Annotated in this window: 5 protein-coding genes; 3 read left to right on the top strand and 2 right to left on the bottom strand. The window is 69.5% G+C overall.

What is annotated here, in order from left to right:
• Positions 1 to 20: 20 nt before the first annotated feature.
• Positions 21 to 4,715, bottom strand: coding sequence for a beta strand repeat-containing protein (locus AC1RAD_RS15555; protein WP_492735757.1), 4,695 nt, complete (start codon positions 4,713 to 4,715; stop codon positions 21 to 23).
• A complete protein-coding gene (locus tag AC1RAD_RS15560) occupies positions 4,696 to 10,215 on the bottom strand; it encodes an ESPR-type extended signal peptide-containing protein (RefSeq protein ID WP_492735759.1) in 5,520 nt (1,839 codons plus the stop codon). Before AC1RAD_RS15560 ends, AC1RAD_RS15555 begins: the two co-directional genes overlap by 20 nt.
• A gap of 313 nt (positions 10,216 to 10,528) precedes the next feature.
• On the opposite strand from AC1RAD_RS15560, the gene AC1RAD_RS15565 reads away from it, so the two are divergent.
• The 3 genes from AC1RAD_RS15565 to AC1RAD_RS15575 are packed head-to-tail and all read left to right on the top strand — an operon-like array spanning position 10,529 to position 14,958.
• Positions 10,529 to 11,275, top strand: a complete 747-nt coding sequence (locus AC1RAD_RS15565) for a response regulator transcription factor (protein ID WP_492735761.1) — start codon at positions 10,529 to 10,531, stop codon at positions 11,273 to 11,275.
• Complete coding sequence (locus tag AC1RAD_RS15570) at positions 11,275 to 12,576, top strand: FecR family protein (RefSeq protein ID WP_492735763.1); 1,302 nt, start codon at positions 11,275 to 11,277, stop codon at positions 12,574 to 12,576. The genes AC1RAD_RS15565 and AC1RAD_RS15570 overlap by 1 nt, the downstream gene beginning before the upstream one ends.
• Positions 12,577 to 12,591: 15 nt before the next feature.
• Positions 12,592 to 14,958, top strand: coding sequence for a CHASE2 domain-containing protein (locus AC1RAD_RS15575; protein WP_492735765.1), 2,367 nt, complete (start codon positions 12,592 to 12,594; stop codon positions 14,956 to 14,958).
• The last annotated feature ends 10 nt before the right edge of the window (positions 14,959 to 14,968 follow it).

Here is a 14,968-nt window from a genome sequence, read left to right on the forward strand (position 1 = left end):
CATTCTTTTGCTCTCCCGCTTCAATTGAAGACCCACTCGGCACCGACCGTGGCCGCGGCCCCGGCGCGGCTCATGCCCACGCCGCCGGTCACGCTCCAGCCGTTGTTCTCGGCCGTGCGGCGGAAGCTGATGCCCACCGCGCTCTCGCCCTTGAACGTGCCGTAGCCCACGCGCATCACCGTCTTGCCCGGCACCGAGGTGCCCGGCATCTGCACGGCCATGGCGGCGGCCACGCCGGCATACGCGTTCTTCGCCACGTTGCGGATCTCGCCACCCAGCGCGTTGGCACGCGCGTCGGTGTAGGCCATGTTGGCGGCGCCGGCCTGGTTGAGCTGCTGCACGTTGACCGCGTCGGTCGGTGCCACGCCCGGCGCCACGTTCTGCACCGTCACCGGGCCGGTGGAGGCGCCGTTGCCCATGGTCACGCTGTTGTAGTTGACGCTGCCGTCCACGTTCGTGTCGTAGCGCACCGCGCTTTGCTGCACGGCCTGCAGCTGGCGCACGTTCACCGCGTCGGTGGCCTGCGTGCCGCCGGCCACGTTGGTGATCTGGCGTTCGTTGCCGGTCGAGCCGACCGACACCGCGCCCTGCGCCGACTGCACCACGGTGTTCGAGAACATCTCGCGCTGCCCGTTCATGCCCGCGCGGTTGGCCACCGCGCCGTCGCCCAGCGCCACGCTGTTGGCCGTGCTGGCCGTGCTGTTGGCACCCAGCGCGATGCTGCCGGCCGCCTTGGCCTGCGCGTTGTTGCCGGTGGCGATGGCGTTGTTGCCCAGCGCGACCGCGTTCGGGCCGATGGCCACGCTCTCGGCGCCGGCGGCGTTCGAGTCGGCCGCCTTCGAGTTGGCGTGGAAGTACTTGATGCCGCCGCCACCGGTGGTCATGTTGTTGATCGCCTGGTTCGTCGCGTACAGCTGGCTGCCGTTCACCGCGTCGGTGCTGGTGGCGCTGATCTCGCCGGCCGCGACGTTGGTGATCTGGCGCTCGGCATCCTTCGAACCGACGCTGACCACGCCCACCGGCTTGGTGCCGGCGAACTGGTAGGTCGTGCCCTGGAGCGTGACCTCTTCGGTGGGCTTGGCCTCCGCGGTGGTCGAGTCGTTGCCCAGCGCGACGCTGTTCTTCGTGGTGACCACGGCGCCGGTGCCGATGGCCACGCCCTGGTCGGCCTTGACGGCCGCGCCCGAGCCCACCGCCGTGCTGTCGGTGCCCGTGGACGTGGGCGCCACGTAGGTCGTCGGCGACCCGGTGATCCACTTGCTGCCCGCCGCCGCAGCCTGGCTGGCCACCGCCTGCAGCTGCGCCACGTTCACGGCGTCGCTCGGTGCGGAGCCGGCCGCCACGCCGGTGATCTGGCGGAACACGCCGTTGGCGGCGTCGCCCACGCCCACCGCCCCCGTCGTGCTGGTGGTGGCCGCGATGGCATCCGCTTGTGCCGCGGTCGCCTCCGGCGGCACATAGCCCTTCACGCCCGCTGCGCGGTCTGCCACCGAGCCTGCGCCCAGTGCCGCGCCACCGGCCGCGGTGGCCGTGCTGCCTGCGCCCACGGCCACGCTGACGTCGCCGGCGGCGGCGCTCAGCGCGCCCATCGCGACGCTCGCCACGCCCGAGGCGTTCGATGCCATGCCCGCGGCCACGCTGCCATTGCCGCCGGCCCGTGCCCAGGCGCCGAAGGCGGCGCTGTCGATGCCGTCGGCAGTCGAGAAGTAGCCCACCGCCGTGCTGCGGTCGCCCATCGCCCAGGCGGCATTGCCGATCGACGTGGCGCTGACGCCCGCGGCCTGCGCCGCCGTGCCCATCGCCACCGCGTTGACGGCCGTCGCCTGTGCGTCCTTGCCCGCGGCGATCGCGTCGGCGCCCGTGGCACCGTCGTTGTTCTCGTTGCCGCCGCCGGTCGAGTTCACGCTGTAGTACTTGGTCTTGCTCTCGGCGACCGTGTCCTTGAGCTGGCTGACGTTCACCGCGTCGGTGCCGGCCACGCCGGGCGCCACGTTGGTGATCACCTTGCCGCCCGCGTCGACGCCTGCCGTGGTCACGCTCGGACCGCCGACGATGGTCAGGCCGGTGGCACCGAGGGTGACGTTCGGGCCGACGGTCACGCCGGCGTTGTTCATCACCGTGTCGCCGGTGGTCACGCTGTCGAACTTCACGTCCTTGGCTGTGGCCACGGTCAGCGTGTTGCCGTTGCGCGTGACCACCATGTTGTCGCCATTGGCGAAGTTGGCCGTGCCGCCCGGTGCGATGTTCTGCGGCGTCGCCTCGCCGTTCGCGCTCAGGTTCCAGCCCTTGCTGGCCGTGGCGTCGACCAGCTTGAGCTGCTCTTCGGTCGCTGCGCGGCCCACGGTCGCGAAGCTCGGGTCGGTCAGCGTCTTGTTGCTCAGGCCCTGGATGTCGTTGCTGACTCCGCTGAGCTTGACGGTGCCGCTGGTGACGCCGCCGGCGGCGACGGCCGTGGTGGTCGTGCCGTTGTTCACCGTCAGGCCCGTGGTGTTGAGCACGCTCTGGCCGACCGTCACGCTGTTGTTGACTTTCACGTCGTTGGCCAGCTTGAAGTCGAGGTTCGTGCCGGTGCGCGTGATGGCGATGTTGCTGTCCGAGTTGCTGAAGTCGACCTTGCCGCCCGGCGCGACGTTGCCGCCGGTGGCTTCACCGTTGGCCGCGACATTCCAGCCTGCGCTGGCGGTGTCATTGACGATCTTGAGCTGCTCTTCCGTAGCCCCACGGCCCGCCGTCGCAAAGCTCGGATCGGTCAACGTCTTGTTGCTCAAGCCCTGGATGTCGTTCGTCACGCCACTCAGGTTGACGGTTCCGCTGGTCACACCACCGGCGGCAACCACCGTGGTGGTCGTGCCGTTGTTGACCGTCAGGCCGGTGGTGTTGAGCACGCTCTGACCCACGGTCACGCTGTTGTTGACCTTGACGTTGTCAGCCAGCTTGAAGTCGAGGTTCGTGCCGGTGCGCGTGATCGCGATGTTGCTGTCCGAGTTGCTGAAGTCGACCTTGCCGCTTGGAGCGACATTGCCCCCCGTGGCCTCGCCGTTGGCCGCGACATTCCAGCCTGCGCCGGCGGTGTCGTTGACCTTCTTCAGTTGCTCTTCGGTGGCCGCACGGCCCACCGTCGCAAAGCTCGGGTCGGTCAATGTCGTGTTGCTGAGACCCTGGATGTCGTTGGTGACACCGCTGAGGTTCACGCTGCCGCTGGTCACGCCGCCTGCGGCCACTGCGGTGGTCGTGGTGCCGTTGTTCACCGTCAGGCCCGTGGTGTTGAGCACGCTCTGGCCCACCGTCACGCTGTTGTTGACCTTCACGTCGTCCGCCAGCTTGAAATCGAGATTCGTGCCCGTGCGGGTGATCGCGATGTTGCTGTCGGAGTTGCTGAAGTCGACCTTGCCGCCAGGAGCGACATTGCCACCCGTGGCCTCGCCGTTGGCCGCCACGTTCCAGCCTGCGCTCGCCGTGTCGTTGACGATCTTGAGCTGCTCTTCGGTCGCTGCACGGCCCACCGTCGCGAAGCTCGGGTCGGTCAACGTCTTGTTGCTCAAGCCCTGGATGTCGTTCGTCACGCCACTCAGGTTGACCGTTCCACTGGTCACACCGCCGGCAGCCATCGCCGTCGTGGTCGTGCCGTTGGTCACGGTGGTGCCCGTCGCCGACGTCGTCGTGACGTTGCCCGCGCCGTCGTTCACCGTCAGGCCCGTCGTGTTCAGCACGCTCTGGCCCACGGTCACACTGTTGTTGACCTTCACGTCATCTGCCAGCTTGAAGTCGAGGTTCGTACCGCTTCGCGTGATCGCGATGTTGCTGTCCGAATTGCTGAAGTCCACCTTGCCGCCCGGCGCGACGTTGCCTCCCGTGGCTTCGCCGTTCGCCGCCACGTTCCAGCCTGCGCTGGCCGTGTCATTGACAATCTTGAGCTGTTCTTCCGTGGCCCCACGGCCCACGGTCGCGAAGCTCGGGTCGGTCAGCGTCTTGTTGCTCAGGCCCTGGATGTCGTTCGTCACGCCGCTCAGGTTGATCGAGCCACTGGTCACGCCGCCTGCAGCGACCGCGGTGGTGGTCGTTCCGTTGTTGACCGTCAGACCGGTGGTGTTCAGCACGCTCTGGCCCACGGTCACGCTGTTGTTGACCTTCACGTCATCCGCCAGCTTGAAGTCGAGGTTCGTACCGCTGCGGGTGATCGTGACGTTGCTGTCGGAATTGCTGAAGTCGACCTTGCCGCCGGGTGCCACATTGCCACCCGTAGCCTCACCGTTCGCTGCCACGTTCCAGCCCGCGCTGGCTGTGTCGTTGACGATCTTGAGCTGCTCTTCAGTCGCTGCACGGCCCACCGTCGCGAAGCTCGGATCGGTCAGCGTCTTGTTGCTCAGCCCTTGGATGTCGTTGGTCACGCCACTCAGATTGACCGAGCCACTGGTCACGCCACCTGCCGCGACTGCGGTGGTGGTCGTTCCGTTGTTCACCGTCAGGCCCGTGGTGTTGAGCACGCTCTGCCCCACCGTCACGCTGTTGTTGACCTTCACGTCGTCAGCGAGCTTGAAGTCAAGGTTCGTACCGCTGCGGGTGATCGTGACGTTGCTGTCGGAGTTGCTGAAGTCCACCTTGCCGCCCGGCGCGACATTGCCGCCCGTGGCCTCACCGTTCGCTGCCACGTTCCAGCCTGCGCTGGCCGTGTCATTGACGATCTTGAGCTGCTCTTCAGTCGCTGCACGGCCCACCGTCGCGAAGCTCGGATCGGTCAGCGTCTTGTTGCTCCAGCCCCTGGATGTCGTTCGTCACCCCGCTCAGCTTGACCGTCCCGCTGGTCACGCCACCGGCCGCAACGGCCGTGGTGGTCGTTCCATCGTTCACCGTCAGGCCCGTGGTGTTCAGCACGCTCTGGCCCACCGTCACACTGTTGTTGACCTTCACATCGTCAGCCAGCTTGAAGTCGAGATCCGTGCCGGTGCGCGCGATGGCGATGTTGCTGTCCGAGTTGCTGAAGTCGACCTTGCCACCCGGTGCGACGTTGCCGCCCGTGGCTTCGCCGTTGGCCGCCACATTCCATCCCGCGTTGGCGGTCGCATCGACGGCCTTGAGCTGGCTCACGTTCACCGCATCCGTATCGACCGCGCCGGCCGCCACGTTGGTGATGCGCCGCTCGGTGCCCACGCCGCCCACCGACACTTCGCCCACCGGCACCGCACCGGCGACCGACGTTGCGCCCGGCGGCACGTAGGCCGCGTTCGCGTTCAACGTCGCCAGGTCCGTGGCCGTGGTGCTGTTGGCACCGAGCGCCACCGCGTTCGCGTAGGTGGCGCTGGCATCGGTGCCGATGCTGACGCCGCTGTCGCCCGTGGCCTTGGCACGGTTGCCGATGGCGACGGTGTTGCTGGCGCTGATGTTCTCGCCCGCGTTCAAGCCGATCGCGACGTTGGCGCTGCCCTGGACCCCGCCGCCGGAAAGACCGCCCAGCGCCACGTTGAAGGCGCCGTTGGTGCCCTGCCCCGCGGAACTTCCGATGCCCACGTTGGAGAAACCGGTCGTGACCGCCCCGCCATTCACGCCGATGCCAATGTTGGAGTCACCGGTGACGCGGGCGCCCGCGCTCAACCCGAGCGCGGTGTTGTTCCCGCCCGTCACCGACACACCGGCGCTGTTGCCGACGGCCGTGTTGTCCGCTCCCGCAACCTGCCGGCCCGCACCGTACCCGACGAAGGTGTTGTGCGAGTTGCCAGCCGCCGTGCTGCCCGAGCCGGCCAAGTTGCCGACCGCCACGGTGCCCACGCCCGCGGCCACGGCATCCACGCCTGCCGCGATCGCATTGATGCCGGTCGCGCCCTTGTTGTCGTAGTTGCCGCCCTGCGTGCCGTTGTCGTTCACACTGTAGTAGTGCGTCTGCGCGCCCTTGAGCTGGCTCACGTTGACAGAATCGGTATCGTCCGAGCCCGCCGCCACGTTGGTGATGCGCCGCTCCTTGCCCGCGCTGCCCACCGACACCTCGCCCACCGGCGCGGTGCCGGCCACGGCCGTCGCGCCTGCCGGCACATAGGCGTTCTTGAGCGCCAGCGCGGCTGCGTCCTGCGTCGCCTTCGAATCCGCGCCCAGCGCCACACTGTTGACGGCGGCAGCCTGCGCGCCATGGCCGACGGCAACGCCGTCGTCCTTGCTGGCCACGGCGCTGTTGCCGATGCTCACCGTGTTGTTGGCAGTGATGCCGGCAAACGTCGCGGTGTCGACGATGCCTGCCAGGCTGCCGATGGCGATGTTGCTGCTGCCTGTTGTTCCAGCGCCGGCCAGGGCACCGATGCCGATGTTCGCATCGCCGACGACGGAGGAGCCCGACAGGTCGCCCATGGCGATGTTGTCGTTGCCGTTCACGGCCTGGCCCGCACTGCCGCCAACCGCAGTGTTGTAGGTGCCCTTGGTCCCCATGCCGCTGTAAGCACCCATCGCCAGGTTGTAGTCGCCCTGGACACTCTGCCCCGCCGCAATGCCGAACGCAGCGTTCGAGCTGCCCGCCACGTCCTTGCCCGCAGCGGAACCCACCGCAGTGTTGCTGGACCCCACGACACCACCACCCGCTTCGGTGCCGATGCCCACGTTGTTCTGGCCGGCCAGGCCGGCGCTGGCGCCCACGCCGGCCAGATAGCCGATGGACACGCTGCGCTCGCCGTTCGCCTGCGCGCCCACACCCGCCGCCAGTGCATTGATGCCGGTGGCGCCGTCGTTGGCGTAGTTGCCGCCCTGCACGCCGTTGTCGTTCACGCTGTAGTAGTGCGTCTGGCCCGCTTTGAGCTGCGCGACGTTCACCGCATCGGTGGCTTGCGTGCCCGCTGCCACGTTCGTGATCTGGCGTGTCTGCCCGTTGCCGCCCACGCTCACCGCGCCCAACGTGCTCTTCCACGTGGCCGAGGTGTCCGTCGAAGCCAGGCCCGTGGCCGGGTCGAAGCCCGCCACGCCCTTGTCCGTGCTCGCCACCGACTTGCTGCCCAGCGCCACGCCGTCGGCCACGGTCACGCTGGTCGAATCGCCCAGTGCCGTGGCATTGGCCACGTTGACATTGACGTTGTTGCCCAGCACGAAGGTGTTGTTCGCCGCAGCGCCCAGCGTGTTGTTGTTGCCCACGCTGTAGCTGTTGGTGCCGTCGATCACGGTCGGGTCGCCGATGGCGCCGCTGTTGTTGCCGTTGACGACGTTGCCGGTGCCGATGCTGATCGACTGCGTGCCCAGCGCCTGGGCGCCGGTGCCGATCGCGATGGCGCGCTCGGCATTGGCAAATGACTGGGTGCCCAGGGCGATCGTGTCGCTCGCCGTCGTCGGCGTGATGTTCCCGGAGGCCACATCGCCGGCAAGGCCCGCGGCCGAGCCGATCGCCAGGTTGCGGTTGCCGCTCACCAGGGCCCCTGCCGTCTGGCCGAGCGCGATGTTCTCGTTGCCGTCGGCGGCAAGACCGGCGTTCTGGCCCAGCGCCACGTTGCCGTTGCCCTTGGCGATCGAGCCCGCCCCCGCGCCGATGGCGAGATTCGCATCCCCGTGGGTGCCAAGCCCCGCCCCCTGCCCGATCGCGGCATTGCCCGACCCCACGACGCTGGCGCCCGCCGAAGTGCCCATGCCGATGTTGCCGTCGCCCTTCACGAACGCGCCCGCGGCGAAGCCCCATGCGGCATTGTTGTCGCCCTCGGTGTTTGCGCCCGCCAGGTTGCCGAAGGCCGAGTTGGCGGTGCCCTTGGAGAAGATGCCCGCCCCCGCGCCGATGAAGCTGTTCAGGTCGCCCTCCGACGAGCTGCCGGCCGTCGCCCCGATGAAGGTGTTGCTGTTGCCCGACGCCGCCTGCCCTGCGTTGTTGCCGATGGCGGTGATGTCCGCGCCCGCGCTCTTGTTGCCGGCACCGGAGCCGATGAAGGTTCCCGTCAGCACGGTCGAATCCTTGCCCGCGCTTGCGCCGATTGCCACGGTGCCGCCCTTGGCGGCAGAGGCCTGGGTTCCGATCGCCACGCCGTTCGCGCCGGCCGCGTTGGCCTGGTAGCCCTGCGCGATCGCATAGTGGCCGCCGGCCGTCGCGCCATGGCCCATGGCGGTCGCATGGTCCCCGCCGGCCTTGGCATCGACGCCCGAGGCGATGGCGTTGAGGCCCGTGGCGCCCTTGTTGTCGTAGTTGCCGCCCGCAACTCCGTTGTCGTTCACGCTGTAGTAGTGCGTCTGCGCCGCCTTGAGCTGCGCGACGTTCACCGCATCGGTGGCTTGCGTGCCCGCCGCCACGTTCGTGATCTGGCGCGTCTGGCCATTGCCGCCGACGCTCACCGCGCCCAACGTGCTCTTCCACGTGGCCGAGGTGTCCGTCGAGGCCTTGCCCGCGGCCGGGTCGAAGCCCGCCACGCCCTTGTCCGTGCTCGCCACCGACTTGCTGCCCAGCGCAGCGCCGTCAGCCACGGTCACGCTGGTCGAATCGCCCAGCGCAGTCGCGTTGGCCACGTTGACGTTGACGTTGTTGCCCAGCACGAAGGTGTTGTTCGCCGCAGCGCCCAGCGTGTTGTTGTTGCCCACGCTGTAGCTGTTGGCGCCGTCGATCGTGCTCGGGTCGCCGATGGCGCCGCTGTTGTTGCCGTTGACGACGTTGCCGGTGCCGATGCTGATCGACTGCGTGCCGTTGGCCTGGGCACCCTTGCCCATGGCAATGGAGGCTTCGCCCTTCGCAAAGGCGTTGTCGCCCACCGCCACGCTGGACACACCGAAAGCCTTGCTCGCCGTGCCGATGGCCACGGCGGCCTTGTCGCCGGCGACCGCCGACGAGCCCAGCGCCACGGCGTCGTCGCCGGTGGCGCGCGACAGGTGGCCGATGGCCGTCGTGCGGCTGGCGTCGATGCCGGCCACGCCGTTGCGCTGGAACGCCTGGGTGACCGAGGTCTGCAGCTCGGCGGCGGTGACCAGCACGTTGCCGCTGCTGGCCTCGATGACGTTGCCGCTGGCGTCCAGGGTGTAGGTGCCGTCGGCCAGGCCGGCCTCGGTCACGCCGCGCGTGGCCAGAAAGCCCATGTACTCGGTCTGCGCCGCCAGGCTCGCCGCCTGCACGGCGGCCTGGGAGATCGGGGCATTCGGGTCCTGCGCGGCCAGCGCCAGGTTGGCGCTGGCGAGGGTGCCGAGCGCGATGTTGTTGCTGCCCTTGGACTGCAAGCCCGCCATCGTGCCCTGGTTGATGTTCTGGTCGCCCGTCACGAACTGGCCGGCGCGCTGGCCCACCGCGACGTTGCGGTTGCCGGCCGACAGCCCGCCCGCGCCGTAGCCCATGCCGGCGTTCTCGTCGCCCTGCACCGCAAAACCCGCCTGGTTGCCGACGTAGGAATTGCGCGCGCCATTGCCGCTCGCGCCCGAGCCGCTGCCGACGAAGGTGTTGAGCGAATTGCTGAAATCGTTCGGGTCGGTCTTGGCGGGGCGGCCCATGCCCGCGAACGTGCCGATCGCGACGGTGTCGTAGCCGGCTTCTGCGCGCGAACCCAGCGCCGTGCCGCGGCCCTCGGCCTTCGCCGAGCCCCCCAGGGCCACGGAGTTGCCTTCGGTCGCGGAGGCATAGGTGCCCACCGCCACGGAACTCCAGTTCTCGGTCGGTCCGGTGAGGCGGTCGCCGCCGCTTGCAATGGCGGCGCGGCCGATGGCGATGTCGCCGAGCTTGTGTGCCTCGGCGCCATTGCCCATGGCGACGGTGTCGTTCGCGAGCGCCTTGGCGTCGGGGCCGATCGCCACGCTGTTGACGCCGATGGCGCCCGAGTTGGCCTGGGTCGAATTGCCGACCGCCGTCGAGTTCACGTGCAGGTACGGCGTCTCGTCGACGCTCACCCAGCGCCCGCCCTTCCAGGTCACCAGGCCTTGCGTGAGGCCGTTGGTGGTGGTGCCGGGCGTGGTGTTGAAGAGCATCATCCCGTCGGCCGGCACGCCGCCAGGCAGGCCCCAGGTGGTGGCGTCGGTGAGAGCGACGCGCGGCATCATCACGCCGCGGGTGTATGAGTTGATGTCGAGGACGGCACCGGGCACGGGGTCGGGCGACGCGTGCCCCGTGTAGTCGGTGATCGTCGCCTGCGCATTTGCGTTGCCGGCACCGCCCAACAGCGCCGCTCCCATCACCCCGGCCGTGACGGCCGCACGCACCACGCTGCCGCGCTTGCCCCGCGCTCGGGTCGTTTCCGACGCGGCAACCCAAGCGCCCAGCGCCTCATTCCAGATGGATCGATAAGACTTGTTCATTTCCCCTGTTCCTCGGATGCAAGCCAGCCTTACTCCGCAGGATCGCGACATGGCGAGCGGAGATGACCGGAGATGTGGAGTGATCGGAGCGCCGGGTGGCGCTACAGGGGGCGGATGATGTCGACGGCCTTCGAGGGCCGAAGGGCCGGCGTGAGGTTTGGTCAGATTTGCAGCCAGCTTTAGGCTGCATTTGTGAATTTCTTTACTACTTCATAACCATCGCCAACAATGTTGCTAACGTTCACGCTACGGAATTCGTCAGATTTCGGGTGTGGATTCACTGTCAAAATTGCCGCCGCCACCCCTGGAGTCCATGCGCATCGCCATCCTTGAAGACGACCCGAACCAGCTCTCGCATCTCGTGCGGACACTCGAGCAGCTGTTAACAATTGGCGAGACGAATGTGACGTGCATCACGTTTTCGAACGGGTCGACCTTGCAACAGGCACTGCGGCGCGAAAGCTTCGACCTGCTGGTGCTCGACTGGAACGTGCCCGGCCTGGCCGGCGTCGAATTGCTGCAGTGGCTGCGCAAGTGGCAGACCGACAAGGTGCCGGTGCTCATGTTGAGCTCGCGCGCTTCCGAGCACGACGTGGTGCAGGCGCTGAACCTCGGCGCCGACGACTACATCGTCAAACCCTTCCGACCGCTCGAGCTGCGCGCCCGCGTGCAGCGCCTGATGGCCCGGCGCGTGCCGCTCGCGCCGTCCGACGGCGAGCGCTTCGGCCGCTGGGAGTTCGAACGGGTGTCGCAAAGCGTCCTGATCCACCCTGCCCCGGGCGATGACGCCACGCCGCAGCGGCATGCCCTCACCGACCGCGAATTCAAGCTCGCGCTGACACTGTTCCAGCACATGGGCGACACGGTGTCGCGCGCGCATCTGCTCGAAAGCGCCGGCTACAGCAACGAAGAGCTGCCTTCGCGCACGCTGGACAGCCACATCTACCGGCTGCGCAGCAAGCTCGGCCTCGAAGCCGAAAGCGGACTGAGCCTGCGCACGGTGTATGGCCGCGGCTACCGGCTCGAGGCCACGCAACACGCACCACAGGCGGATTCCTGATGGCGACGACGCACGAAACCCCTTTCCGTCTGCGCCGCCCGCACCGCCTCCTGGCCTGCGCCGCGCTGCTCGTCGCCACGGCGGCGGGCGCGCAGTCGCCGCACGTGGTGAAGCCCGGCGAAACCTTGTGGGGCATCTCGGGCCAGCAGCTGGACACGCCGCTGCGCTGGCCCGAAGTGCAGCAACGCAACCAGGTGGGCGAGCCCCGCCTGTTGCAACCGGGCACGGTGCTGTACTTTGCCGACGGCCGGCTCGTGCCCGAAGGCGCGGCGGTGGTCACTGCGGTCGAAGGCCGGGCCTCGCGCAAGCGCGCGGGTGTGCCTGAACAGGTCCTCACGCCCGGCCTGCCGATCCAGGCCGGCGACACGCTCATCACCGGCACCGATGCCTTCGTGACCCTCGGGGTGGCGGGCGGCAGCCGCGTCGTGCTGCCCTCGCGCAGCGCGCTCGAGGTGCTGGCCATCGACGCCAATACCGTGCGGCTGCGGCTCATCGAAGGCCGCGTCGAATCGCAGGTGCACAAGCAGCAGCCGAACCAGCAGTTCGAGATCCGCGCGCGGTCGATGGGCCTGGGCGTGCGCGGCACGCACTTTCGCGTGCGCGACGAAGACGGCGTGCTGACCGGCGAAGTGATTTCGGGTGAAGTGCTGGTGCAGCGCACCGCACAGTCCGAACCGCCGCTCGTGCTGCGCGAAGGCCGCGGCGCGGTGCTGCTGGAGAGCGGCCCGTCGCAAGCGCAGGGCCTGCTGCCAGCGCCCCAGCTGGTGCCCGAAACGACGGCGCGCAACGACCGCACGTTCCGCTTCACGCCCGTTGCGGGCGCGCAAACCTACCGCCTGCAATTGGCGCGCGACGAGCGCTTCCTGCTGCCGGTGCACGAACAACGCGGCCCGGGACCTTCCTTCACGGTGCCGGCGGAACTGCCATCGGGCCTGTACCAGCTGCGCCTCACGGCCTTCGATGCCGCCCGGCTCGAAGGGCTGCCGGGCGACGGCACGGTCTACCTGCCCACGGTCGAAGGCGGCGCGGGCGGCCAGAGCACGTCGACCGCACTGCCCGACGGGCGCGTGGAGGTCCGCTGGCCGGGCATCGCGGGCCAGCGCTACACCTTCGAACTCGCGCGCAGCCCTGACTTCGCCGTGTTGCTGGTCAACGAGCCCGCGGTCTATGCCACCGGCATGACGGTCGGCCCCTTCGCGCTCGGCGGGCGCTACCACTGGCGCGCGCGCCAGGCCACCCCCGACGGTGCTGCGTCCGCAGCGACCGGTTTCGGCGGAAGCTTCGACATCCCGGTGCGCTGAAGCGGGGCCACGCGCATGCGCCTCGTCGTCGAACGCCTGCTGATGGCGCTGCTGCTGCCGCTGGCCATGCTCGGCCTGGCGCACCGCCCGGGCCTGCTGCAGATGGATGCGTACATCCACGACCGCCTGCTGATCCTGGCCTCGCACCGGGCGTCGGCCGACATCCTGATCATCGCCATCGACGAGCACAGCCTGCGCGAACTCGGGCGCTGGCCCTGGAGCCGCGCGACGCACGCGCGCCTGCTCGAGCGGCTCGCGCCGGCGGCGCCGCGCGCGGTGCTGCTCGACCTCTTCCTGACCGAGCCGAGCGCCGACCCGCGCGAAGACGCGCACCTGGCGCGGGCCATGGGCCTGCTGCCCGTGTACCTGCCGCTGCTGCATGCGAGCCCCCTGGCCTTCACGAGCCACGAATGGCCGGGCTTCCTGCCACCGCTGCCGGACTTTGCCACCCAGGCCCGCGGCGTGGGGCATGCCGGCCTCGCGCCCGACACCGATGGCGTGGCGCGCACGCTGTACCTGCTCGAGGGCTATCCGAACCAGCTGCAGCCCTACGTGGGCGCGCTGATGGCACAGCGCGTCCCCTCGCCTGCGATCGACCCCGAGGCCATGTCGACCGACTGGCTTCGCCAGAGCCCGCTGCGCCTGCTGTTCGCCGGCCCGCGCGGCAGCTACCGCACCGTGCCCTACGTGAGCGTGCTGCGCGGCGAAGTGCCCGCCGAACTGCTGCGCGACAAGCTGCTGCTCGTGGGCGCCACCGCGCCCGGCCTCGGCGACCAGACGCTCACGCCCAACGCCGGCATCCGCGGCGTGCTGCCCGGCGTGGAGGTGCATGCCAATGCCATCGACAACCTGATGCACGGCCGCAACGTGAGCGTGTCGCCGCCGCTGTGGCACGCCGCCTGGACGGTGGTGCCGCTGTGGCTCGCGCTGTGGCTGCTGGTCCGGCGGGGCCGGCACGCGCTGCCGATCGCCGCCGGCCTCGCGAGCGCGTGCCTGCTGATCAGCAGCGTCGCCATGCTGGCGTGGCACCACTGGCTGCCGCCTGTCGCGCCGATGCTCGGCCTGGCCATCCTCTACCTGCTGTGGAGCTGGCGCCGTCTCGAATCGCAGTTCGTCTACCTGCGCAAGCGCGCGCAGGTGCTCGACGCCCTCCCCGGCGGCACCTTCGAAGTCATGCCGGCCCGCTCGCCGGCGCCTGCCGATCCGGCGGAGCATCCCAAGCAGGCGCTCGACCGCGCCATTGCACGCCTGCGGCGCATGCAGCAGCTCATGGACAAGGCCATGCAGGCGATGCCGGTGGCCATGCTGATCTGCGACGAAGAGGGGCGCATCGGGTCGGGCAACGCGGCGGCCTTCCGGCTGCTGGGCGCCGGTGCCATGCCATCGCACGACGACGATGGCATTGCACCGCCCGCGCTGCGCGGCGTGCGCCTGCCCGAGCTGATCGCGCCGCTGGCCGTGCCGCCCGCCAGCGGCGCGCCAGCCCGCACGGACGCCGCCCACTGGACCGACCGGCTGCACGGCGAATACACCACCTCCGACGCGCGCGTGTTCCGCCTGGAGGCCGCGGCCTTCAGCGGCGACGCGCCCGAAGACCGGGGCTGGGTCGTGATGCTGCCCGAGCTCACGGCCGAGCGCGAAGCGCAGCGCCAGCGCGACGAGTGGCGCCAGTTCCTGTCGCACGACCTGCGCAGCCCGCAGGTCACGATCCTCAGCATCCTGTCGATGCATCCCACGGCCGATGCCGACATGCGTTCGGCCATCGGCCGCGAAGCCGAGCGCACCCTCGCGATGGCCGAGGGCTTCATGGATTTCGCGCTCGCCGAATCGGACGACTACCGCTTTGCGGACACGCACGTCGGCGCCGTGCTGCTCGATGCCAGAGACCAGGTGTGGCACTACGCGCAGGCCCACGGCGTGCGCGTCGAAGCCCGCATCGACGACGCCGCCGGCGACACGATCCTGCGCGCCGACGGGGCCTTGCTGACCCGCGCCATCGTCAACCTGCTGAACAACGCCATCCGCCACAGCCCGTCCGGCCGCCGCGTGGAATTGGGCATGGCCATCGAACCCGGCGCCGACGGCGCGGATGCGACCAGCGTGCGGATTTCCGTCAGCGACCAGGGCTCGGGCATGACGCCCGGACAGCTCGACGCCCTGCTCCACGCACCGCGCGGACGGCGCGCGCCCACCGCGCCGGAAGCCGCCCCCGGCGAGACCAAGGGCACGGGCACGCGGCGCATGGGCCTGGGCTTTTCCGTCGTGCGCGCGGTGGTCCAGAAACACAACGGCACCCTGGGCGCCGACAGCACCCCCGGTGCCGGCACGACCGTCTGGCTGCGGCTGCCCCTGCCCGGTTCACGCCCTAGCACATCGAAGTGACGGGTTTTCC

Source organism: Variovorax sp. GW823-FHT04B03 (assembly GCF_058796495.1).

Coding starts and splice junctions, on each gene's coding strand:
- AC1RAD_RS15570 (WP_492735763.1), top strand. CDS start 11,275: ATGGCGACGACGCACGAAACCCCTTTCCGTCTGCGCCGCCCGCACCGC.
- AC1RAD_RS15560 (WP_492735759.1), bottom strand. CDS start 10,215: ATGAACAAGTCTTATCGATCCATCTGGAATGAGGCGCTGGGCGCTTGG.
- AC1RAD_RS15575 (WP_492735765.1), top strand. CDS start 12,592: ATGCGCCTCGTCGTCGAACGCCTGCTGATGGCGCTGCTGCTGCCGCTG.
- AC1RAD_RS15565 (WP_492735761.1), top strand. CDS start 10,529: ATGCGCATCGCCATCCTTGAAGACGACCCGAACCAGCTCTCGCATCTC.